General features: G+C 62.6%; 18 protein-coding genes. 9 read left to right on the top strand and 9 right to left on the bottom strand.

Annotated features, from left to right (window positions below):
- Positions 1-195 precede the first annotated feature (195 nt).
- From AC0L3E_RS29935 to AC0L3E_RS29905, 7 genes are all read left to right on the top strand, one after another.
- Positions 196-1668, top strand: coding sequence for an FAD-dependent monooxygenase (locus tag AC0L3E_RS29935; RefSeq protein ID WP_473606341.1), 1473 nt, complete (start codon positions 196-198; stop codon positions 1666-1668).
- 139 nt (positions 1669-1807) lie between these two features.
- Complete coding sequence (locus tag AC0L3E_RS29930; protein ID WP_027036801.1) at positions 1808-2542, top strand: FadR/GntR family transcriptional regulator; 735 nt, start codon at positions 1808-1810, stop codon at positions 2540-2542.
- Positions 2539-3726 carry a PLP-dependent transferase gene (locus AC0L3E_RS29925; RefSeq protein WP_128308005.1) on the top strand — a complete coding sequence of 396 codons (1188 nt, stop codon included), beginning with the start codon at positions 2539-2541 and terminating at the stop codon, positions 3724-3726. Before AC0L3E_RS29930 ends, AC0L3E_RS29925 begins: the two co-directional genes overlap by 4 nt.
- Positions 3727-3755: 29 nt before the next feature.
- Positions 3756-5033 carry an ABC transporter substrate-binding protein gene (locus AC0L3E_RS29920; protein WP_128308006.1) on the top strand — a complete coding sequence of 426 codons (1278 nt, stop codon included), beginning with the start codon at positions 3756-3758 and terminating at the stop codon, positions 5031-5033.
- 183 nt (positions 5034-5216) lie between these two features.
- Positions 5217-6140, top strand: coding sequence for a carbohydrate ABC transporter permease (locus tag AC0L3E_RS29915; protein ID WP_292693003.1), 924 nt, complete (start codon positions 5217-5219; stop codon positions 6138-6140).
- Entirely contained in the window at positions 6140-6988 is an 849-nt protein-coding gene (locus AC0L3E_RS29910; protein WP_127320353.1) for a carbohydrate ABC transporter permease, read from the top strand. The genes AC0L3E_RS29915 and AC0L3E_RS29910 overlap by 1 nt, the downstream gene beginning before the upstream one ends.
- A 4-nt stretch (positions 6989-6992) precedes the next feature.
- A complete protein-coding gene (locus AC0L3E_RS29905; protein WP_473603048.1) occupies positions 6993-8060 on the top strand; it encodes an ABC transporter ATP-binding protein in 1068 nt (355 codons plus the stop codon).
- A gap of 311 nt (positions 8061-8371) precedes the next feature.
- Here the strand turns inward: AC0L3E_RS29905 and AC0L3E_RS29900 are convergent, their stop codons facing one another.
- The 9 genes from AC0L3E_RS29900 to AC0L3E_RS29860 all read right to left on the bottom strand — a co-directional run bounded on the left by AC0L3E_RS29900 (position 8372) and on the right by AC0L3E_RS29860 (position 18301).
- Positions 8372-8581, bottom strand: a complete 210-nt coding sequence (locus tag AC0L3E_RS29900; protein ID WP_127271560.1) for a hypothetical protein — start codon at positions 8579-8581, stop codon at positions 8372-8374.
- A 588-nt stretch (positions 8582-9169) separates the two neighbouring features.
- Positions 9170-9337 (bottom strand): 50S ribosomal protein L33, encoded by a 168-nt coding sequence (gene rpmG, locus AC0L3E_RS29895; RefSeq protein WP_006201775.1) that lies wholly within the window; start codon positions 9335-9337, stop codon positions 9170-9172.
- 153 nt (positions 9338-9490) lie between these two features.
- Complete coding sequence (locus AC0L3E_RS29890) at positions 9491-9949, bottom strand: YqfO family protein (protein WP_127271458.1); 459 nt, start codon at positions 9947-9949, stop codon at positions 9491-9493.
- 110 nt (positions 9950-10059) lie between these two features.
- On the bottom strand, positions 10060-11238 hold the full coding sequence (locus tag AC0L3E_RS29885; protein WP_023810543.1) for an MFS transporter: 1179 nt from the start codon (positions 11236-11238) through the stop codon (positions 10060-10062).
- A gap of 89 nt (positions 11239-11327) precedes the next feature.
- Complete coding sequence (locus AC0L3E_RS29880; protein WP_127398794.1) at positions 11328-12068, bottom strand: NUDIX hydrolase; 741 nt, start codon at positions 12066-12068, stop codon at positions 11328-11330.
- An 86-nt stretch (positions 12069-12154) separates the two neighbouring features.
- Positions 12155-12589 (bottom strand): DUF983 domain-containing protein, encoded by a 435-nt coding sequence (locus AC0L3E_RS29875; protein ID WP_174800363.1) that lies wholly within the window; start codon positions 12587-12589, stop codon positions 12155-12157.
- Between the two features lie 11 nt (positions 12590-12600).
- The gene (rnr, locus tag AC0L3E_RS29870) at positions 12601-14919 is read right to left on the bottom strand and encodes a ribonuclease R (RefSeq protein ID WP_473606340.1); all 2319 of its coding nucleotides are present in this window, start codon (positions 14917-14919) and stop codon (positions 12601-12603) included.
- A gap of 6 nt (positions 14920-14925) precedes the next feature.
- A complete protein-coding gene (gene topA, locus AC0L3E_RS29865) occupies positions 14926-17562 on the bottom strand; it encodes a type I DNA topoisomerase (RefSeq protein ID WP_128309053.1) in 2637 nt (878 codons plus the stop codon).
- Between the two features lie 361 nt (positions 17563-17923).
- On the bottom strand, positions 17924-18301 hold the full coding sequence (locus AC0L3E_RS29860; RefSeq protein WP_128309054.1) for a COG4315 family predicted lipoprotein: 378 nt from the start codon (positions 18299-18301) through the stop codon (positions 17924-17926).
- 173 nt (positions 18302-18474) lie between these two features.
- Between AC0L3E_RS29860 and AC0L3E_RS29855 the strand changes: the two genes are divergently transcribed.
- Together AC0L3E_RS29855 and glmU are read left to right on the top strand one after the other, a co-directional pair.
- Positions 18475-19221: a cytochrome c biogenesis CcdA family protein gene (locus AC0L3E_RS29855; protein ID WP_128309055.1), complete on the top strand. Its 747-nt coding sequence runs from the start codon at positions 18475-18477 to the stop codon at positions 19219-19221.
- 169 nt (positions 19222-19390) lie between these two features.
- Positions 19391-20749 carry a bifunctional UDP-N-acetylglucosamine diphosphorylase/glucosamine-1-phosphate N-acetyltransferase GlmU gene (gene glmU, locus AC0L3E_RS29850; protein ID WP_128309056.1) on the top strand — a complete coding sequence of 453 codons (1359 nt, stop codon included), beginning with the start codon at positions 19391-19393 and terminating at the stop codon, positions 20747-20749.
- Positions 20750-20893: the final 144 nt, after the last annotated feature.

The following is a 20893-nucleotide window of genomic DNA, read 5'->3' as shown; positions in this document are numbered from 1 at the left end:
CTGCGTTTTTGCATGTGAATCGGAACACCCGTTCTAGCCGTTCCAACACAGCTTCGCTGTGAGAGCAGCCAACGATGAGGGGAAGAGCACCCCTTCCATTTCATAGATATGGCGCACAAGGGGCTTGCGGCAAGACCCGGCTCCTCCCGTAAAACCGCGACCCAAGCCAGGGTGCGGAAAACGGGAGTTATGATAATGATTTCAGATCATGCGGTTGTGATCGCCGGGGGTGGTCCGACGGGATTGATGCTGGCAGGCGAACTGGCGCTGGCAGGCGTGGACGTTGCCATTTTCGAAAGGCGACCGGATCAGAAACTGGCAGGATTGCGCGCAGGCGGCCTGCATGCGCGCACTCTTGAGGTGCTCGACCAGCGCGGAATTGTGGATCGGTTTCTTTCACAGGGACAGATATCGCCGTCCGTGGGCTTCCACATGATCCGGTTAGGCATCAGCGATTTTCCCACGCGCCACAATTATCTGCTGGCACTGCGGCAAAACCACATCGAGCGCATCCTGGCCGACTGGGTCGGCGAGTTGAAGGTGCCGATCTATCGTGAACACGAGGTTGCGGGGTTTGCCCAGGACGACAGCGGCGTCGATGTCGAACTGTCCACCGGTCACCGCCTGAGGGCCGCATATCTGGTCGGGTGCGACGGAGGCCGCAGCACCATTCGCAAGGCGACCGGTATCGAGTTCGCCGGATGGGATCCGACGATGAGCTGGATGATTGCCGAGGTCGAAATGTCGGAAGAACCGGCATGGGGCTTCCGCAGCAACGCCTCCGGAATTCATGCTCTGGGTAAGATCGAGGGTGGCAAGAAGGTTGGCGTCGTGCTGACGGAGCCCCGCCTGGAGGCGCGCGGCGAACCGACCCTGCGCGAGCTCAGCGAGGCGCTGACTGTGATCTACGGCACCGACTTCGGGGTCCACAGCCCGACCTGGCTCTCCCGCTTCACCGACATGACGCGCCAGGCCACCGCATATCGCGACAGGCGCGTGCTGCTGGCGGGTGATGCCGCGCACATCCATCCGCCGATGGGCGGACAGGGCCTCAACATCGGCGTGCAGGATGCGGTGAACCTTGGATGGAAGCTGGCCCAAATCATCAAGGGGACATCGCCGCAAAGCCTGCTCGAAAGCTATCACGCCGAGCGCCATCCGGTCGCCGCCCGCGTGTTGCGCAACACGATGGCGCAGGTTGCGCTTCGCCGCACGGATGACCGCAGCAAGGCCTTGGCCGATACCGTTGCCGAGTTGCTCGGCATGGATGAAGCTCGCAAGAAAATCGCCGCGGAGATGTCTGGTCTGGGTGTTCATTACGACCTTGGCGAGGGGCATCCACTGCTTGGGCGGCGAATACCCGATCTTGATCTGGCCACCGCCGGCGGACTGTTGCGGGTCTTCACCTTGCTGCACGACGCGCGGCCCGTGCTGCTCAGCCTCGGTGAGCCCGGCAGGCTGGACATCGCGCCCTGGGCTGATCGGGTCCGGCAGATCGACGCCGGTTACGCCGGTATCTCGGACCTCCCGGCTCTCGGGACGGTCGTTTCGCCCGACGCGGTCTTGATCCGGCCCGATGGTTATGTGGCTTGGGCCGGGGCGGGAACCCAACAGGGCCTGGTGGACGCGCTGACCACCTGGTTCGGGCCGCCTGCCACCGCAGGTTAGCAGACACGATCGAAGTGCGACCGCGCGATCGCCTTGAGAGTATTGCGCTCCTCCCTCCGACAGTGCTCCTGACAGTTGGTTGACAGGAGTTTCCTTCTGTGCAGAAATTGGTTGGACCATTGGACCACTTGGAGGATTTGTGGACCAGAACAGCCTGCCACCCATTCAGACCACGGCGCGCGACGACGCCGTGCTGAAGGCCTTGGTGGGCTTTGTTCGCGCCGAGGCCTTGCAGCCGGGCGAGCGGCTTCCAACCGAGCGCATTCTGGCCGAGCGGCTGAAGGTCAGCCGCAACACCGTGCGCGAGGCGCTGACACGCTGGGAAGGGCTCGGCCTCGTCGAGCGCCGGCAGGGCAGCGGCACCTATCTCAAGGCGGCTGTCTCACACGATATGCTGCACATGCCGCTGACGCTGGCCGGCGGCAATGATTTCACCAGCCTGATGCAGACGATGGAGATCCGCCGCGCGCTGGAGGCGGAGGCCGCAGCTCTTTGCGCCGAACGCGCCAGTCAGGCCGACATCGCCGAGATCGCGCGCAAGCTCGACATCATGGAGCAGGCGTTCCGCACGCGCGACGGCATGTCGTCGGAAGAGGATTGGGAGTTCCACCAGGCGATCTACCGGGCCTCGGGTAATCCGCTGTTCGAGCAGATCATCGCCGCCATGTACGAGTTGTTCCACCGCTTCTGGGAGCATCCGCTCGGCGTGCGCGACTTCGGCCACGCCAGCTTTCCCTACCACCGCACCATCTACGAATGCATTGCCGCGCGCGACCCGCAGGGCGCCCGCGCCGAGGCGCTCAAGCTGATCGCCACCGTCGAGGACGACCTCAAGCGCGGTGCCGCCAAACTCAAACTTTCGAGCCAGACATGAACGAGCATCCATCCGGTTTCGATCACGACTATCTCGCCGAGGCGGCGACACTCTTGGCGCATGACGAACCGTTCCCCGGCGGTGCGGTGGTGCCGCCGATCTACCAGACCTCGCTGTTCACCTTCGCCAGCTATGCCGAGATGGCCGATACCTTTGCCGGCAAACGGAAGCAGCCGATCTATTCGCGTGGCGACAATCCCACGGTGATGGAGTTCGAGGCGCGCGTGGCAGCGCTTGAGGGCGCAGAAGCCGCGCGCGGCTTTTCCAGCGGCATGGCGGCGATCAGCGCCACGGTGCTTGCGTTCGTTGGGGCAGGCGAGCGCATCGTGGCGGTGCGCAATTGCTATGGCGATGCCTACCGTTTGTTCGAGCGGCTGTTGCCGCGGCTCAACATCAAGGTCGATTATGTCGACGGCTCCGACCCGGATGCGGTGGCAGCGGCACTTCCCGGCGCCAAGCTGCTGTATCTGGAAAGCCCGACCTCGATGATGTTCGAGCTGCAGGACATCGTGCATCTGACACGGCTGGCCAAGGAGCAGGGCATCGTCACCACCATCGACAATTCCTGGGCGACGCCGGTCTTCCAGAAGCCGATCATGCATGGCGTCGATCTGGTGCTGCATTCGGCCTCGAAATACCTTGGCGGCCACAGCGACACCGTCGCTGGCGTCGTCGCGGGTTCGGCCGCTCATATCAGGCACATCAACGAGCAGACCTATTCCTATCTCGGCGGCAAGCTGTCGCCATTCGAGGCCTGGCTGTTGCTGCGCGGCCTGCGCACGCTGCCGCTGCGCCTGCCGCACCACATGAAGAGCGGCCTGACCATCGCCGAACGGCTGAAGGCGCATGCCGATGTCGAGCGGGTCAACCACCCCGTCTATTCGAACCATCCGGGCAAGGCGACGCTGGCCGGCTATGCCGGGCTGTTCTCCTTCGAGGTGACGGACGATATCGACATCCCCGTCTTCGTCGACGCGCTGAAATATTTCCGCATCGGCGTCAGCTGGGGCGGGCATGAAAGCCTGGTCGTACCGGCCAAGGCGTCGCTGGAGCAGACGCCGGGCCTGAATTCGATGGCGCGCTTCGGCGTCAGCCCCCGAACCATCCGCTTCAATGTCGGATTGGAGAGTGTCGAAGACCTGTGGGCCGACGTGGCCCAGGCCTTCGAAAAAGCCAGAAAATAACAAGCGGGTTCAAAATGGGAGTCTTGAACATGAAAAAACTGACAGTCATGCTGGCCACCGTTGCGGGGCTGGCGATTTCAGCCGGAAATGCCGTGGCCGACTCGACCCTGAAAATGGTCGAAGTCATCACCAGCCCGCCGCGCACCGAATTCCTGAAGAAGCAGATCGCCGAATTCGAAACCGCCAATCCGGGCATCAAGGTCGAGCTTATCTCGCTGCCCTGGGGCCAGGCGTTCGAGAAATTCCTGACCATGGTGCAGGCCGGCGATACCCCTGACATCGTCGAAATGCCGGAACGCTGGATGGGCCTCTACGCCAACAATGCCCAGCTTGAGGATCTCGGCCCCTATATGGCCAAATGGGATGACGCCAAGACGCTGGGCGACCGCGCCAAGCAGTTCGGCTCGACCGTCAACGACACCCAGTTCATGATCCCCTACGGCTACTATGTGAACGCGCTGTTCTGGAACAAGAAACTGTTCAAGGAGGCCGGCCTCGACGGCCCACCGGCGACGCTCGACGATTTCATCGCCGATTCCAAGAAGATTTCCGCGCTCCCGGGGAAGTACGGCTACTGCCTGCGCGGCGGGCCGGGCGCCTTCAACGGCATGCACATGTTCATGAACATCGCCGCCGGCAAGGGCGGCTACTTCAACGAGGACGGCACTTCGACGATCAACGAAGAAGGCTCGGTCAAGGGCCTGCAGATGCTGGCCGACATGTACAAGGACGGACTGGCGCCGAAGGATGCAGTGAGCTGGGGTTTCAACGAAACGGTCACCGGCTTCTATTCCGGCACCTGTGCCATGCTCAACCAGGATCCGGACGCGCTGCTCGGCATCGCCGACAAGATGAGCGCGGACGATTTCGCCGTGGCGCCTTTGCCGGTCGGACCGAGCGGCAAATCCTATCCGACGCTGGGCTATGCCGGCTGGGCGATGTTTGCCAACTCGCAGCACAAGGACGACGCCTGGAAGCTGATGGCGACGCTTCTGTCGCCGAAGGACAATCTGGAATGGGCCAAGGAAGTCGGCGTCGTCCCGATCCACAACGGTGCGGACCAGGATCCCCATTTCAAGACGGAGCAGTTCAAAGGCTGGTTCACGGAGCTCAGCGACAGCTCCAAATATGAAATGGTCACCCCGCCGACGCATCTGGAGAACCTCGGCAATTTCGTCGACCAGGTGGCGATCAAGAATTTTCAGGAAGTGCTGCTTGGCCAGAAGACGGCCAAGGACGTCGCCGACCAGTGGGCTGCCTTCCTGACCAAGGAACAGCAGGACTGGCTGGCGAAGAACAAGAAGTAAGCGCCTCTTTTTTCCTTCTCCCCGTTCTACGGGGAGAAGGTGGCCCGATAGGGTCGGATGAGGGGCGGCGCTATGCCTCGATTGATTCGCGCTGCCCCTCATCTGCCTGCCGGCATCTTCTCCCCGTGAACGGGGAAAAGGACGCTGTTCCAGACGCCGCTCCAGGGAGCCGATCCTCAGCCAATGACCTACGCCGTGTCCGAAATACGATCCGCCGGCAAGCCGCGTCGCAAGCGGCTATCCCACGCCGCCATCGAGCCATGGCTCTATCTCAGCCCGGCGATCATCCTGCTGGTCGTGGTGCTTTTGGTGCCGCTGGTCATCGGCATCAGCTACTCCTTCCGCAAGTTCTCGGCGTTCAAGTCCGAATATGTCGGGCTCGGGCAGTACCAGGCGATGCTGTCGGATCAGGTGCTGGGGCAGGCGCTGGTCAACACGTTGTGGTGGACCGTCGCCAGCCTTTTCTTCCAGTTCTTCCTCGGCCTTGGCCTGGCGCTCCTGCTCGACAAGCCGTTTCGCGGCCGCAAGGCAGTACAAGCCCTGGTCTTCCTGCCTTGGGCGGTGCCGTCCTTCTTGTCAGGCCTGACCTGGGCCTGGCTGTTCAATCCGATCATCGGCCCGCTGCCGCACTGGCTGTTTGCGTTGGGGCTGAAAGCCGAGCCGACCAATGTGCTGTCCGATCCTTCTACCGCCATGTGGGGACCGATCGTCGCCAATATCTGGTTCGGCATTCCGTTCTTCGCCATCACGCTCCTGGCGGCACTGAAATCCATTCCATCGGAACTGCATGAGGCAGCGGCTATCGATGGAGCCTCGCCCTGGCAGCGCTTCACCAAGGTGACGCTGCCGTTTCTGGCGCCGACCATCGCCATCACTGTGATGTTGCGCACCATCTGGATCGCCACCTTCGCCGACCTGATCTTCGTGATGACGGAGGGCGGACCGGCCGGCTCGACCAACACGGTGCCGGTCTACATCTATGTCAGCGCCTTCAAATCGCTGGACAAGGGCTATGCCTCGGCGGTGGCAGTGCTGCTGCTCGTTCTGCTCATCGCCTATGCGATTGCGCTGATCGGCATCCGCCGCACGTTGGTGAGGCACGTCTGATGATCGCAGGACGCACGGCCTCGCAGCGCTTCTTCGGCGGCATCGGCCTCTACGCGGCAATTGCTGCCTATGTGATCTTTGCCCTGTTCCCGATCTACTGGACGCTGAAGATCTCGGTCACGCCGGAGCGGCTGCTCTATTCCGAAGGCATCACCTTCTGGCCGTCGCACATGACGCTGCAGAACTTCGTCACCGTGCTCGAGACGACCGATTTCCCGCGCTATTTCCTCAACAGCGTCATCGTCTCGGTCTCGACGGCGGCACTGGTGACGATCATCGCCACGCTCGCCGGCTATGCCATGTCGCGCTTCACCTTTCGCGGCAAGGCAGCCCTGGCGCTGATGTTGCTGCTCACCCAGACTTTTCCGCTGGTGATGGTCATTCCGCCGATCTACCGCGTGATGGGGCAGATCGGCCTGATCAACAGCCTGACCGGGCTGATCATCATCTACACCGCCTTCAACACGGCCTTTGCCACCTTCCTGATGCAGTCGTTCTTCGACGGCATCCCCAAGGATTTGGAAGAGGCCGCGATGATCGACGGCTGCACCCGCGCGCAGGCCATGCGCAAGGTGATCGTGCCGCTGACGCTGCCCGGCATGGGCGCCACGCTCGGCTTCGTCTTCACCGCCGCCTGGAGCGAGCTTCTGTTTGCGCTGATGCTGATTTCCAGCGACGACCAGAAGACCTTTGCCGTCGGCTTGCTCACCTTCATCGGCAAGTTCGCCGTCGACTGGGGACAGATGATGGCGGCGTCCATCCTGGCGCTGATCCCGGTCTGTATCTTCTTCGCCTTCCTGCAACGCTATCTCGTCACCGGCCTGACCGCCGGCGCCGTCAAAGGATAGATCGATGGCCTCTGTTACGCTCGAAAAGGTCCGCAAGGACTATGGCGCCGTCCGTGTCCTGCACGCGGTCGACCTTCAAATCGCCGATGGCGAGTTCGTCGTCCTGGTTGGGCCGTCAGGTTGCGGCAAGTCCACGCTTTTGCGCATGATCGCCGGGCTGGAGGAGGCTTCCGGTGGCGAGATCCGCATCGGCGAGCGGCTGGTCAACGACGTGGCACCCAAGGACCGCGACATCGCCATGGTGTTCCAGTCCTACGCGCTCTATCCGCATATGGACGTGTCGAAGAACATGGGTTTCAGCCTGCTCCTGAAGAAGGCGGAGAAAACGACGATCGACGCCAGGGTGGACGGCGCCGCCAGGCGGCTCGGGCTCGACACGTTCCTGCAGCGCCTGCCGCGGCAACTGTCCGGCGGCCAGCGCCAGCGCGTCGCCATGGGGCGTGCCATCGTGCGCGATCCCAAGGTTTTCCTGTTCGACGAGCCGCTGTCGAACCTCGACGCCAAGCTGCGCGTCCATATGCGCGCCGAGATCAAGGCGCTGCACCAGCAGCTGAAGACGACATCGGTTTATGTCACGCATGACCAGATCGAGGCGATGACCATGGCCGACCGGATCGTCGTCATGCATGACGGGTTGATCCAGCAGGTCGGCGCACCGCTCGATCTCTATGATCGGCCGGCCAACATGTTCGTCGCCGGTTTCATCGGTTCCCCCGGCATGAATTTCCTGCCGGCGATTGTTCGCAAGGGTGGTACCCCGGAGGCTGTACTGACCGATGGCCAGGCGCTGCGCCTGCCGGAAGGCTTGCCGCTGACGGACGGTGACGCCATCACCGTCGGTCTGCGGCCCGAGCATATCAAGTTGGCGGATGACGGCGCGTTGAAGGGCGAGGTGGGGGTGGTCGAGCCGCTCGGGCTTTCGACGCAGTTCTACGTCAAGCTGGCCAGCCAGCAGCTTTGCGTCTTTGCCATGGGCCGTGCCGGCGTGAAGCCAGGCGACGAGGTGAGGTTGGTTGTCGAACCAGACCAATTGCATCTGTTCGATCCGAAAAGCGGTGATCGCATCGGCTGAGGGGGACTCAGCCGGGCGGCGGGCAGCCGTATGAGGCGCCGATGTCGGGCGGGAAATACAGGTAACGCTACATTTCAATTGGATAAAATAGCGGAACGTCCAACAGACATTTCCGGAACCTAACAGGACCACTCGGACCTTTGCGTCTACAGCGCAAGACCTTAGTCCCGCCGTCTTCTCAAAAGAACGGAGGTCGTTTCGCCACGAATTGGGCCGCCGTCGGAGTTAGTCACACCGACGGCGGCGCCTGCAATATGGGCGAGTGGGTTGTGTGCGGATATGGTGTGATCGCGGAAGAGGATTGTAGACCGCTAACCGCGAGGGCTTCTTTTGGACAGCGGCGAACTGTCCAACGGGTTCTCAGCCGACTTGGCCGATCGCCGCTCCTTCAGCCACAGGGACTTCTTTCTCCTTGCCAGGTTCTCGTCTCGAACGCTGTCGTCGGCGGTCACTCCGCCATGCATCGCAGCAATCACGTAGTCGGCTCTGTTGGTTCGAAAGTCGCCTTTTTGTACGGACATCGTTTTCTCCCAGTGCGAGGCATTTCCCCCCTTTTTGCCTGACGCTGAAACTAACTGCCTATCCGTGGTGCAAGTCTACCAATCGCCGATTGTATTAAAACGATACACTCAAGGTGGCACGATCGCACGAGAGGAGCCAATACCGGCGGGGCTCCTTCATTGACCCTGTTGTGATCCTTGCGGGGGTACGGCGGCGGGAGGAGGGGTCGGAGCCTGCGGTGGGGGTTCCGTGGAAGGCGCGGCGGGACTGTCAGGCTGAGGTGCAGGCGGTGCGGCCTCTTCCTCACTCAGAACCTGGTCAGTCCTGGCCTTGATCTCATCGGCCGTCTGCTGGCTTATCAGCCCGTTGCTGACGGCGAAGCCAGCAACCAGAGCGACAAGGGCTGCAATGATTGCAGCTTTCACCTTCTTCGACATCCATAGGCGCCTTGTTCATGACACCCAACCCACGGCGAAGGGTGCCGCAACCTTGGCGAAGGGTCAATCCTTTTGGCTGCAGTCTCTGCTCACGTGCAACGAAATCAACTGGTTACAAACGAAAAACGCCGCCCATTGGGCGGCGTTTCGGCATTGCAGCGGGAAACCAGATTACTTGATCTTGGTTTCCTTGAATTCGACGTGCTTCTTGGCGACCGGGTCGTACTTGCGGAACGACAGCTTGTCGGTCTTGGTGCGGCTGTTCTTGCTGGTCACGTAGAAGAAACCGGTGTCGGCGGTCGACAGAAGCTTGATCTTGATGTTTGCGGCTTTGGCCATGATATCAGTCCGTTTGTTCGTGAGGTTTTGGCCGCTGGAGCACGGGGAAACACCCGGACGCGGGAAACTTGGCGCGACACATAAAGAACGCGCCCGGAAAGTCAAGCCCGGCAAGCCTGGTGCGACCCGCCTGAGCCTGCTGGTGAACGGAAATCATGCGGTTTCTGTCGCCGGTGACGCAACCTTCTTCCAGTCTCCGGTCGTGTTCCACCAGCGATTCGGATTGGCGCGGTCGTCCAGTCCCTTGGAACGGCTGGCGAGAATCGGTTGAATGCGGATCACCGGTTCCTGGTAGGAATGGGCCTGGAAAATCGCCTCGACGACGCGGGCGGCCAGCACCTGATCGTCCGGCAGTTCGAAGGAAACCTCGACCGTGCCGGGCCGCCGCCGCAATTCGGTTTCGGCACCGGCGGCCGCACCGTCAAGCGGCCTGTAGCGTTCGATGCCGTGCGCCGACTGATAGGCATTGCGGTCATATTTGCCCATGGCCAGCGGCGCAATCGCCACCACAGCATCCATGATGCGGTCGACGTCGGCGGCCGGAGCCTGGAAGGTCACGAGCAGAAGCAGTGTCATTCGTAGCGATGTGGTTTCAAAGCCGCTGTCGATCATGGAAGTGTCCTCAAGTGTTTTGGGACACTCTTTTAGCCCTGTGCTCCTGACACGGTTCTGTCAGCAGCCTGCCACCGTGCGCGCCAAATGCAGGGCTGGCGGCAGTTGCGCTACAGCAGGATCTTGCGAACCAACCTGACGGCGACCAAAGCGATATAGGCGGCGAAGAACAGGCCGAGCGACCAGCCGAAGCCGGACGGGCCGAACGCATCCATGCCGATGCCGATCGCCTGCGGGCCGAGCACCATGCCGACACCGTAGCACAGCACGAAGGCGGCGTTGGCCGACGCCAGTTCATGGCCGGAAAGCTGCGAGCCGAGATGGGCAAGGCCGATCGTGTACATGGCAGCGACGACGCCGCCCCAGACGAACAGAAGCGCGGCCATCAAATGCCAATTCTGGGCGAAGAAGGGCATGAAGACGGTGCCGATAAGACCGACCGTGGCGCAGGCAATCAGCAGGTAGCGGCGATCGCTGACGCGGTCGCTGATCATGCCGATCGGGATCTGCAACAACACATTGCCGAGGCCGATCATGGTCAGCAGAAGGGCCGCATCGGCCTCGGAATAGCCGATGCGGCTACCATAGATCGGGAAGAGCGCAAAGCCGCCGGTTTCCACCGCGCCGAACACCAGCACGGCTGCGGTCGCCGACGGCACCAGCCAGATGTAGCGCAGGAAATTGCTGGTTTCGCCATCCGAGGCGATCGAGGGGCTCTCGTTGCGTGCTGCCAGCACGGGTATCGCCGCCAGCGTCACCAAGGCGATGATGACGCCGAACGGCCTGAAGCCGGAACTGCCGAGATGGGCGAACAGCCACGGTCCGGCGGCAAAGCCGAGCGACAGGACAGTGGCGTAAATGCCCAGCACAAGGCCGCGTCGGTGCGGCGGCGCCGAGGTGCTGATCCAGAATTCGGACAGGATGAACAGCACCGTCAGCGCGATGTGCAGCACGATGCGCAGTGGAAACCACATCCAGAAATCGGGTGCGAAATGAAAGCCGACAAAGGCCAGAGCGCCGGCGGCGATCATGGCGATCATCGTCCAGGCGACGCCGAAGCGCATGGCGAGCGGGGTCGCCAGAGGCGCACCGGCGATCGAGGCGAGGCCGGCAACGGCGGTGTTGAGGCCGATCATCGAAGCCGAATGGCCGCGCGTTTCAAGGATGACGCTGAGCAGCGGCATGCCGAGGCCGATGGCGATGCCGACGACGCTGATCGACGAGATCGCCGCCACCATCGGCAGCCAGTGTACGCGTTCGTCGCCCTGTGGTTGGGTATCGACCGTCATGGGATGCTGAATACTCTGCCTGTTTGATCTAAGGAAAGTGCTGAGCGCTTTTCCCGGGAAAACCGCGTCACACTTTTCCTGGAATTGCTCTAGAGAAGTTCGCGGGTGAAGCGGCTGCGGACAAGCCGGTAGAAGGGCACGGGTCCGCCTGGACGCAACAGTGGATCATGGGCGAGGCGCTTTTCCAGCTCGTCCAGGATCATTCGGGTGATGTCGGGTATGTCGGCTTCCCTGGCCTTGGCGAGCGGCAGCCAGACCAGCTCTTCGAGCTCGTTGGTGGGACCGCCACCGGGCAGTTCGACCGCGACGTCGTCACGCCAGGCGCTGAAAAAGCGGGTGTCGAAGCGGCGCACCCGGTTGGGCGGCGTGATGGCGCGCGCAACGAAGCGCAGCATGTCGAGAGAGGGTTGCACGCCGTGTTCGGCAAAGCCTTGCCAATCGGGCCTGGGGGTTGCGAAAGCACCCTTGCGGCCGATCAGCAGCCCGGCTTCCTCATAGGTTTCGCGGATGGCGGACAGGGCGATGGCGCGGGCTCGTGCGGCGCTTGTGCGGCCCGGTCCGGCGATCAGCCTGGCTTCCTGCTCCGGGTGCAATGCGGCGACGACCGGTATGCGGCTGTCGGCCGGATCGGTGCGGCCGCCGGGAAAGACGAACTTGCCCGGCATGAAGGCGTGGCCGGCATGACGGCGACCCATCAGAACCAGCACGTCATCGTCCTTGCGGTCGAGCAGGATGAGGGTTGCCGCGTCGCGCGGGCGAATTGGCCGGTCGCTATGAGCGATCATGCTCCGCTCGATCCTGTCGACTTCCGCCTTGGTCATACCGTCCATGCGCAGGACCTAGCGGAAACTTCTGGCAAGCGAAAGTGGCCTTTCACGGTCGGTATGTTGCGCCAGGCAGCATTCTTGGCTGCGGCCTAGGCTCCGGGATGCGGCTCGATCACGTCGTGCTCGCCGCCGAAGCCGTGCATATAGAAGGCCCATTGCAGTCCGATGACGGCACCCTTGATCGGCTGCAGCAACGCAACCGACAAAAGGATGGTCAGCGGAACCCAGATGGCGATGTGCTGCCATGTGGACAGCGTCGACGTGGCCTCAACGCCCATGAAGGCGCCCAGCACGACATGGCCGACGATGACGATGACCAGATAGGCGGGCAGGTCGTCGGCCCGGTGGTGATGCAATTCCTCGCCGCAGACACTGCATGTGTCGACGGTCTTGGTGAAAGCGCGAAACAGCTTGCCTTCGCCGCAATGCGGGCAGCGGCCGAGCAGGCCGCGCTTCATCGCCGTCCACAGCGGGCGCGCGGTCCGGCCCGAGTGATGTTCTCCGCCGAAAACCTGTTCTTCCATGGCTGTTGTCATCATCGTCTCCTGCCGCGCGAACCCGGTCGCGATTGCGACGCGCGGGCGCGGCCCTTGGCCTTGTGAAACGACCGCTTGGAGCCCGGCAGAGGCTTCGGGTCGGTCAACATCTCGAAGCGCATCGCCCCGGCCATCGGCGCCACCTCGATGAGACGGACCTCGACGCGGTCCGCGAGTTGGTAGCCTTTGCCCGAGCGTTCTCCGAACAGGGAGCGGGCCGTTTCATCGTATATATAGTAATCGCCGCCCAGAGTTGACACCGGGATGAAACCATCCGCGCCGTACTGCGGCAATTGGACAAATAGTCCTGACTTGGTGACGCCGGAGATGCGGGCATCGAACCGGTCGTCGACGCGTTCGGCAAGGTAGGCGGCGATCAGACGGTCGACCGTGTCCCGCTCGGCCGCCATTGCGCGGCGTTCCGTGCCGGAAATCAGCACGGCGACATCTTCGAGCCGTGCCGCTTCGTCCTGCGTCAGTCCGCCCGGACCCAATCCGAGTGCGGCAATAAGTCCACGATGCACGATCAAATCGGCATAGCGGCGGATCGGCGAGGTGAAATGGGCGTAGCGCCTCAGGTTGAGACCGAAATGGCCGATGTTCTTGGGCGAGTATTCGGCCTGGCTCTGCGAGCGCAGCACCACTTCGTTGACCAGGCCTTCATTGTCGGCGCCGCGCACACGCTCCAGGATGCCGTTGAACTGGCTCGGCTGCATCTGCGCGCCGCGGGCCAGCGACAGGCCAAGCGTCTGCAGGAACTCGCGCAGCGATTCCTGTTTGGCCAGCGATGGCGCGTCATGGACGCGGTAGACCAGTTCCTGCTTCTTCGCCTCCAGCGTCTCGGCCGCTGCAACATTGGCCTGGATCATGAATTCTTCGATGAGCTTGTGGGCATCGAGCCGTTCCGGCACGATGACGCGATCGACGGTGCCGTCCGGCTTGAGCACGATCTTGCGCTCCGGCAGATCGAGTTCGAGCGGCTGGCGGCCGTCGCGGCCACGCTTGAGGATCGCATAGGCGTCCCACAGTGGCTTCAGCACGGTTTTGAGGATCGGACCTGTCTTGTCGTCCGGCGCGCCGTCGATTGCCGCCTGAGCCTGTTGGTAGGCGAGCTTTGCCGCCGACTTCATCATGATGCGATGGAAGGAGTGCCTGAGCTTGCGGCCCTCGGCTGAAAAAACCATGCGCACGGCGAGCGCCGGACGGTCCTGGCCCTCGCGCAGCGAGCAGAGATCGTTGGAGATGCGCTCGGGCAGCATCGGCACGACGCGATCCGGGAAATAGACCGAATTGCCGCGCTTCAATGCTTCGCGGTCGAGCGCCGTGCCGTAGCGCACATAGGCGGCGACGTCGGCGATTGCGACAGTGGCAACCACGCCGCCGGGGTTCTTCTCGTCGAGATCCGGCGTGGCGAAGACGGCGTCGTCATGGTCCTTGGCGTCGGCCGGATCGATGGTGATCAACGGCAGGTCGCGCCAATCCTCGCGGTGATCCAGCGTCGCCGGCTTGACCGCTTCGGATTCTGCGATGACGTCGGCCGGGAAGATATGCGGAATGTCGTGCGCGTGGATGGCGATCATCGAGACCGCCTTTTCGCTGGTCAGAGAGCCCAGCACGTTGAGCACCTTGGCCCTCGGCAGCCCATAGCGGGAAGCCCGCGCCGGCTCGACCTCCACCAGGTCACCGTTCTTGGCGCCGTTCTGGAATTCCTTGTCGACGATCAGTTCGGGCTGGCGCCGTTCCACCGGCTCGATGCGGAAGGTGCCGTCCTGCAAGATGCGAAAGACACCGAGCACGGCATCGGTACGTTTTTCGAAAATCTTCACCACCCGCCCGGTGTAGGCGGGGCCGCCCAGGGCGACGTTCGTGTCGTCGGCCGGAAAGGTCTTGGCCAGCACGCGGTCGCCAATGCCGGGCGCCGGTCCACTGCCACTGCGCGACAGGCGGATGGAGACGATGGGCGGCGGCCCATTGGCCGTGTGTTCGGTAGGACGGGCCAAGAGCACGCCATCGGCATCGCGGTCGAAAATATCGAGGACCGTGACATGGGGCAGGGCACCGACGCGAGCCAGCCCCTTGCGCTCCTTGGTGAGGACGCCTTCGTCCTGCAAGTCGCGCAAAATATCCTTCAGCCAGATGCGGTCGTCGCCGCGCAGTGCGAACGCCTTGGCGATGTCGCGTTTGCCGGCGCGATCGGGATTTTCGGCGATGTAGCGCAGGATTTCGTCACGCGAGGGCCGGTAGTCGTCCTTGACCTTGGCCCTGGTGTCGGCGGTGCGCGGATCGCCGTGGGTTCTGCCGGTGATCTTGCGCGCCACGCTGTCCTATCCTTTTTTCTTCGCGGCCGGCTTCTTCGCAGCCGGCTTCTTGGCTGCCACTTTCTTTGTCGCCGGGGCCTTGGCCGCGGCTGCCTTTCGGAACGGCTTCTTGCCGCCGCCGCCCTTGGCCTCTTTCTCGGCAATCAATGCCAGCGCATCCTCGATCGTCACCGACTGCGGATCCTTGCCCTTGGGCAGCGTAGCATTGACCTTGCCGAAATTCACGTAAGGCCCGTATTTGCCGTCGCGCACGACGATCTTGCCGCCGCCATCGGGATGGTCGCCAAGCTCCTTCAGCGCTGCGGCAGTACCGCCATTGCGGCCGCCCTTGCCCTTCAGCTGCTTCTCGGCGATCACCGATACGGCGCGGTTGAGGCCGATCGAGAACACGTCCTCGATGCTTTCGAGATTGGCATAGGTGCCGTCATGCAGCACGAATGGGCCGTAGCGGCCAAGCCCGGCTGAGATCATCTTGGCGGTTTCCGGATGCTGGCCGACATCGCGCGGCAGCGACAGCAGCGCCAGCGCCTTTTCGTGGTCGATCGACTCGGCCGTCCAGCCCTTGGGCAGGCTGGAACGCTTGGCCTCCTTGCCGTCGCCACGCTGCAGATAGGGGCCGAAGCGACCGCTGCGCAGCGTGATTTCCTCTGACGTGTAAGGATCCTTGCCGATCACCTTGGTGCCGTCCTCGCCGCCGCCATTCTCGCCATTGGGATTGGCGGCATCGCCGAGCTGGCGGGTGAAGGAGCAATCGGGATAGTTGGAGCAGCCGACAAAGGCGCCGAACTTGCCAAGCTTCAGCGACAGATTGCCGGTGCCGCATTTCGGGCAGATGCGCGGATTGGAGCCGTCCTCCCGCGTCGGGAACACCAGCGGCGCCAGTTCTTCATTGAGCGCGTCGAGCACGTCGGTGACGCGCAGTTCCTTGATGTCGGCGACGGCGCCGGAAAAATCCTTCCAGAAATCGCGCAGCACGTCCTTCCAGGCGAGCTTGCCGTCCGAGATCTCGTCGAGCTTTTCCTCGAGGGACGCGGTGAAGTCGTACTCGACATAGCGCTTGAAGAAGCTTTCGAGGAAGGCCGACAGCAGCCGGCCCTTGGCCTGCGGCACCAGCCGGCGCTTGTCGATGGTGACGTAGTCACGGTCCTCGAGCGTCTTCAGGATCGCCGTATAGGTAGAAGGCCGGCCGATGCCGAGTTCTTCCAGCTTCTTGATCAGCGAAGCTTCGGAATAGCGCGGCGGCGGCTCGGTGGTGTGCTGGGTGGCATTGATCGCCTGGCGGGCTAGCTGCTCGCCGGCGCGGATTTCAGGCAGGCGGCGGTTTTCCTCGTCTTCCGCATCGTCGTCCTTCTGGTCGGTGTAGGCGGCGATGAAACCGTCGAACCGAACGACCGAACCGATGGCACGCAGCTCTGCGGTGCGCGATCCGTTGACCGCTTCGATCTCGGCGGTGGTGCGCTCGATCTCGGCCGACTGCATCTGGCTGGCGATGGCGCGCTTCCAGATCAGCTCATAGAGCCGCATCTGGTCGGAATCGAGATATTGCCTGACGGATGCCGGGGTGCGCATGAAATCCGTCGGGCGGATCGCTTCGTGCGCTTCCTGGGCGTTCTTGGCCTTGGCGGTATACTGGCGCGGCTTTTCCGGCAGGTATTTTGCGCCGAATTCCTTGGCAATGGCGTCGCGTGCGGCGTCGATCGCCTCGGGTGCCATCTGCACGCCGTCGGTTCGCATATAGGTGATGAGACCTGTGGTCTCGCCGCCGATCTCCATGCCTTCATAGAGGCGTTGCGCCACCTGCATGGTGCGGCTGGCCGAGAAGCCGAGACCCGATGAGGCGGCCTGCTGCAGCGTCGACGTGGTGAAGGGCGGGCCGGGATTGCGCTTGGTCGGCTTGGCTTCCACCGACACCGCCTTGAAGGTTGCGCCATCAAGCATCGATTTGATGTCGTCGGCCTGTGCCTTGTTTGAAATGTCGAGCTTTTGCAGCTTCTTGCGATCGAAGGCGGTCAGCCGCGCTTCGAAATTCTCGTTGCGCGGCGTGCCCAGCAGTGCAGCGATCTGCCAGTATTCCTCGCGGATGAAGCGCTCGATCTCGGATTCGCGATCGCAGACCAGGCGCAGCGCAACCGACTGGACGCGGCCGGCCGAGCGGGCGCCCGGCAGCTTGCGCCACAGCACCGGCGACAGCGTGAAGCCGACGAGATAATCCAGCGCCCGGCGGGCGAGATAGGCATCGACCAGCGGCGCATCGATCTGGCGCGGATTGGCCATCGCCTCCAGCACCGACGATTTGGTGATGGCGTTGAAGACGACGCGGCTGACCGGCTTGTCCTTCAGCGCGCGCTTCTGCTTCAGCACTTCAAGAACGTGCCAGGAAATGGCTTCGCCTTCGCGATCCGGATCGGTGGCGAGGATCAGGCCGTCGGCATCCTTGACCGCCTTGGCGATGTCGGCAAGCCGCTTGCCCGAGGCCGTGTCGACCGCCCAGGACATGGCGAAATCCTCATCCGGACGCACCGAGCCATCCTTGGCCGGCAAATCCCGGATATGGCCGAACGAGGCCAGAACCTTGTAGTTCTTGCCGAGGTATTTGTTGATTGTCTTTGCCTTGGCCGGCGATTCGACGACGACGACGTCCATGAGGTCTCATATCAGCTGTGGTGCGGCAGAAGAATTCCGCTGCGCGCGACGAAATCTCGTTCACTTTGTCGCTCACATGGCCGCGCTTTTGCATCCGGTCAAGGGGAAGCGCCCAAATTGCAGGGCTGTCCGCCGCAATACACTCTAAGAGTGTATGGAGAAAATCACAGAATTTTGGGAAAGGGAGATGGCGGTTCCGAGTCAGCGGAAACGACCCGATTCACTTTTCCACCGAGTCGAGGAAATGCAGCCCCGAACTGTGACGGGCGACATTACAACAGGCTGGTTGATGCCGGTCGCCGGCTGCATAGAGATGCTCGGCGACCGGCCCTTGTTCCGCCAGCAGGCGGGATTGGCGTGCTTAGTCGGCCTTGACGATGTGCCAGACCTCGCCGACGCCGTCGCCGGTCACATCGCCGGGCTTCTTGTCCTTGATGAAGGTGTAGACCGGCTTGCCGTCATAGGCCCACATCTTGGTGCCGTCGGTACGGTCGACAACGCTCCATTCGCCGTCCGCCTTGGCGTCGGCCTCGGCCTTCAGCGGCGGCCAGTTGGTGGCGCATTTGTCGTAGCAATTGGTCTTGCCCATCTCGTCCTTGTCATAGGTATAAAGCGTCATGCCGTTGGCGTCGGTGTAGATCTTGGTGCCATTGACCTCGGCTTCCTTCCACGCATCGGCGGCGAAGGAGGCGGCGGTGCTGAGCAAAAGCGCTGCCAGCCCTGCGGTTATGGTTTTCATGGAAATCTCCCTGACTGATATCCGGAGACGCGCGGGAAATCGCGGCCTCGCTGTATCAACGCCCGTGGGCTGCCGTTTCTTCCCCGGCAAGCATGATCTTGCCAACACAATGGTGATTGGTGGACAAGGCTCCGCATCGCTATATCGGCGGCACGGCATTGGAGTTCTTGGAAATGGCATTGGACGTCGGCTATGTCAGCGCGGTCGGAGCGGGAGCGATCTCGTTCCTGTCGCCTTGCGTGCTGCCGCTGGTGCCGCCCTATCTCTGCTATATGGCAGGCGTTTCGGTCGACGATTTCCGTGGCAATGCGGGAACTACGGCGAGGGAAGGCGCGCGCGGTGCGCTGCTCTATTCCTCGATTGCCTTCGTGCTCGGTTTCTCGACCGTGTTCGTGGCGCTTGGCGCCGGCGCCTCGACCATCGGCCGGCTTCTGCGGGTCTGGCAGGAGCAGCTGGCGATGGGCGCCGGCGTGCTGATCATCCTGATGGGCCTGAATTTCCTCGGCATCCTGCGCATCCCACTGCTGTCGCGCGAGGCGCGCTTCCAGTCGCAGGGCAAGCCGGCAAGTGCGGTCGCGGCCTATGTCATGGGGCTGGCCTTCGCCTTCGGCTGGACGCCCTGCATCGGCCCGGTGCTCGGTCCGATCCTGACGCTGGCCGGCGGCCGCGAAACGGTGGGCGAGGGCGCTCTGCTGCTCGCCGCCTATTCGCTCGGGCTGGGCATCCCGTTCCTGATCGCAGCGCTGTTTTCAGGCGCCTTCATGCGCTTCCTCGGCAGATTCCGCGTCCATCTCGGCCGGGTCGAAAAGGCGATCGGTGCGCTGCTGGTCGTCGCCGGCGTGTTTTTCCTCACCGGCGGCGTGCAGGCGGTATCGTATTGGTTGCTGGAGAATTTTCCGGTGCTGGGACGGCTGGGGTAACTTTTTCGTCCGATGCCGAACATATTTTCCGCGTTCGAATGGCTGTTTGAACTACTGATTAAAAGTAAGTTGCTCGTCCCACCTCACCGGAATTTAACCGCATTGGTGCAGCATGGCGCCACTGCTAGCATGCTTTGATTCCCAACCCTTTTCATATGGTTGCCCTTCCATGAGCCAGAGATCCTGCCTGTCCGTCATCCTCGCCGCCGGCGAAGGCACGCGCATGAAGAGCGTGTTGCCGAAGGTGCTGCACCAGATCGCTGGGTTGCCGATGGTCGCCCATGTGGTGAAGGCAGCCGAAGCCGCCGGCGCCGGCAGTCAGGCGCTGGTCATCGGCCACGGGGCGGACGAGATGCGCAAGGCAGCGGCAAAATTCGCGCCGAAGGCCGAGACATTCGTGCAGGAAAAGCGCCTTGGCACCGCGCACGCCGTGTTGGCCGCGCGCGATGCGATATCAAAGGGTTATGACGATATCCTGGTGATGTTTGGCGATACGCCGTTGATCGACGCGGATGCGCTCACCGTGGCGCGGCTGAAACTGGCGGAAGGTGCTGGCGTCGTGGTGATCGGCTTCCGTCCGCCCAGTCCGGCCGGCTATGGCCGGTTGATCGAGAAGGACGGCAAGCTGATTGCCATTCGCGAGGAGAAGGATTGCTCCGAGGAGGAGAGGAAGATCGGCTTCTGCAATGCCGGGATGATGGCGGTTGCCGGTGCCCACGCGCTGAAACTGCTCGATCAGGTCGGCAACAAGAACGCCAAGGGCGAGTATTACCTCACCGACATCGTCGAGATCGCCGGCGCGCGAGGCCTCGATGTCGTCGCCACCGAAGCCAGCTTCGAAAGCGCGCTCGGCATCAACAACCGCGCCGAACTGGCGCAAGCCGAGGGCATCTGGCAGGCGCGCCGGCGGCATGAAGCGATGCTGTCGGGCGTGACGCTGATCGCGCCGGAGACGGTGTATTTCTCGCACGACACCGAGATCGGCACTGACACGATCGTCGAGCCCAATGTCTGGTTCGGTCCGGGCGTGAAGATTGCGACGGGCGCCAAGATACATGCCTTCAGCCACATCGAAGGCGCCACCATTGCGTCCAATTGCGATGTCGGGCCGTACGCGCGGCTGCGGCCGGGTGCGGATCTCCGGCAAAAGGCCAAGGTCGGCAATTTCTGCGAGGTCAAGCAGGCGGTTATCGAAGAGGGCGCCAAGGTCAACCATTTGACCTATATCGGCGATGCCCGCGTCGGCGCGGGCGCCAATATCGGCGCTGGCACCATCACCTGCAATTATGACGGCTATTCGAAATTCTTCACGGACATCGGCGAGGGCGCGTTCATTGGCTCCAATTCGTCGCTGGTGGCGCCTGTCACCATCGGCAAGGGCGGCTACATTGCCTCGGGCAGCGTGATCACGGAAAGCGTGCCCGACGATGCGCTGGCCTTCGGCCGTGCTCGCCAGAAGACGATCCCGGGCAAGGGCAAGGAATTGCGCGAACGCTTTGCCTCGGCCGCGGCTGCGAAGAAAAAGTAAGACCAGCCCGCAAAAAACCGAACGATTGCAGTAACCGGATTGCAAGAGCGGTCTGTCATGGTGCATCGACAAGAATGAGCGTTCCGTTACACGGGACGAAATGCAATGTGACTTTCGCGGCAGGCCGGCCATCCCTAAATAGCG

This window comes from Mesorhizobium sp. WSM4822, from assembly GCF_055811155.1.
The sequence above is the reverse complement of the archived record's forward strand: the minus strand, read 5'-3'. Positions and strand labels throughout refer to the sequence as shown.